The sequence below is a fragment of the Dulcicalothrix desertica PCC 7102 genome (genome assembly GCF_003991905.1).
Lineage (GTDB): Bacteria > Cyanobacteriota > Cyanobacteriia > Cyanobacteriales > Nostocaceae > Dulcicalothrix > Dulcicalothrix desertica.
Window position 1 is genome coordinate 38,339 of sequence record NZ_RSCL01000035.1, and the last position, 2,842, is coordinate 41,180.

At 37.9% G+C, this 2,842-nt stretch carries 2 protein-coding genes; both read left to right on the forward strand.

The window, feature by feature from the left end; genetic code table 11:
* The first annotated feature begins 632 nt into the window (after positions 1-632).
* Positions 633-2,024 carry an HlyD family efflux transporter periplasmic adaptor subunit gene (locus DSM106972_RS44100; protein ID WP_127086657.1) on the forward strand — a complete coding sequence of 464 codons (1,392 nt, stop codon included), beginning with the start codon at positions 633-635 and terminating at the stop codon, positions 2,022-2,024.
* 13 nt (positions 2,025-2,037) lie between these two features.
* Positions 2,038-2,842: ABC transporter permease (locus DSM106972_RS51830; RefSeq protein WP_158632974.1), on the forward strand; the 805-nt coding region annotated here is incomplete at its 3' end.

The following is a 2,842-nucleotide window of genomic DNA, read 5'->3' on the forward strand; positions in this document are numbered from 1 at the left end:
CTGGGCTGTAGTTATTCCTATAGGCGCCAAGGCAGTATCAAGGACACTTTCAAGCACAGCACTGGCTCGGTAAACATTAATAATCTTGCTGTTGCTAATAAACTGATTCACGTTTAAGCTACACTCTCCCCCAAGAAATACTCACTACATCCATTTCACCTGAACCGATTGAGTTGTGAATTGCTATAAATAGATTAACAGATTTATCTGACAATATCAACTTGTTGACATAAAGTAGTTGATATAAACAAGTCAAGTAGAGAATACTCATGTTGTGCCAACCCAGCAGAATTTATCACATCATCAATTAGTACATATTAACTATGATTATATGTAACCTATGTGTTTAATTTGCTGTGATTTTTTCTTGATAGTATCAACAAGTTGATATAAATTAATTAATATCAACAAGTTGAGACAGCACATACAAGCGTATTAACCATTTGCATCTTCGTTTGATGTATTGGTGAAGCGAATGATGTTACCTATGGAATTTTATGTCAAGTTTCGGATGAATCGAAATTTATTTAAGGCGCCGAATTAATAATTGATGGTTACACGGCTTGCGAATCGAGGGTAAGCTGCTTTCACACTGCCTAAAAGTCTAATTTTTAATTTACGGGGAATTTTTCATGAGTTTCCAAATAATATCAAAGCCGCTCAAAAATAGATGGATGATTGCTCTTATTATTGGCGCCACTTGTGTGGCAGGTGTGACGGTTTTCTATGGATTTTCTCAAATTGGGCAAACTCAGAAAGAACCTGAACAGACTGTAATACCTCAAGTGAGTCAAGTGACTGCTTTAGGAAGACTTCAGCCAGTTGGAGAAGTTATAAAAGTATCTGTTGGAGCGACATTAAGTAATGACCGTGTAGCAAAACTTATGGTAAACCGAGGTGACAATGTTTTAGCTGGTGATGTAATAGCCATTATGAATGCGCGCGATAGCTTACAAAGTACACTCAATGAAGCACAAGAACAGGTAAAAGTCGCGCAAGCTGAATTAGCAATAGTTAAAGCAGGCGCCAAAACTGGAGAAATAGAGGCACAACAAGCAACTATTGCGCGCTTGAAGGTAGAAAATACTACACTTGCTGAAGCACAACGAGCAACTATCAACCGTTTGGTAGCAGAGAAAAATACAGAAATAAAGGCACAACAAGCAGCTATCGCGCGTTTACAATCGGAACGAGAAACAGAAATTGCAGCACAAAAAGCATTGATTGAAAGCTTTCAGGCAGAATTAAACAATGCTCAAACAGAATATCAACGTAATCAGCAACTGTTTGAAGAGGGAGCAATTTCTGCTTCATTAAGAGATAGCAAGCGTTTGTCAGCACAAAAAGCACAACAGCAATTTTCTGAAGCGCAAGCAAATTTAAAACGTATTCAAGCATCGCGACAGCAGCAAATAGTCGAAGCACGCGCAAATCTTAACCGTATTCAAGCATCACGTCAGCAACAAATACTTGAAGCACAGGCAAATCTAAGACGTATAGAGTTGTCAGGAAAACAACAAGTTAATGAAGCAGTAGCCACGCTGAATAGAATAATGGAAATACGTCCAGTTGATATTCAATCTGCTATGGCAAGCGTGAACAAAGCAAATGCTGCCGTCAAGATAGCTCAAGCTAATTTAGATAATGCTTATCTAAGAGCGCCAAAATCCGGTAGAATTCTAGAAATTCATGCAAAAGCTGGAGAAGTTATTGGTACATCGGGTATTGCCGACTTAGGGCAAACTAACCAAATGGAAGTAGTCGCAGAAGTTTACCAGACAGATATTGGTAAAATTCGTACAGGTCAGCAAGCAATTATAACAAGCGAATCATTTACAGGAGAAGTTCGTGGCGCCGTTCATTTAGTTGGCATACAAGTTACACCACAAGAAATTACAAGCGGTCAACCAGGTGAAAATTTAGAGCGTCGAGTAGTAGAAGTGAGAATTCGCTTAAATCCAGAATCAAGTAAACGAGTCGCAAATTTAACAAACTTGCAAGTACAAGTAGCAATCCAAATATAATCCTAAATATTCTATGTTTCGTAAATTACTGCGTAAAACACCCTTGGCATGGTTCCAAGTACGGCGTGAAAAAACTCGTTTAGCTGTGGCTTTGGCAGGAATTGCATTTGCTGATGTTTTAATGTTTGTCCAAATGGGGCTAAATGAAACACTTTATGAATCTGCGGCTAACCTGCATTACTCATTGCAAGCAGATTTATTTATAATTAACCCTGTTTCTGAAGCATTTACATCACTTAAATCTTTTCCTAGAGAGCGTTTGTATCAAGCACGAGCATTTAAAGAAGTACAATCAGTAACCCCTCTTTATATTGGTCGTGCAACATGGCGCAATCCACAGCAAACTCAAACAGAACGTACAATATTTACAGTTGGGGTAAGCCCGACGAAATCTGTCTTTGACCAACCAGAGATAACACAGCAATTTAACAAACTCAAAATGCTTGATAGAGTCATTTTTGACCGAGCTAGTCGAGCCGAGTTTGGAGATATTGCAACTCTTTTAAAGAAAGATAATTCTCTAAGTGTGCAAGTAAATGATAAACAAATACAAGTAGTAGGATTATTTACCTTTGGGGTTTCATTTGGTTCAGATGGAATGATGATTGCTAGTGACTCAACGTTTATGCGTATATTTCCTGAGCGTAATGCTGTTGAAGTTGACGTTGGTTTAATCAAATTAAAACCTGGAGCTAATAAGCAATTAGTGCAGAAAGCTTTACAAAAGTACTTACCTTCAGATGTATTAGTATTAACTTTAGAAGAATTTGCAGATAGAGAAAAAGTATATTGGGCAACTAGTACACCGACAGGTTTTA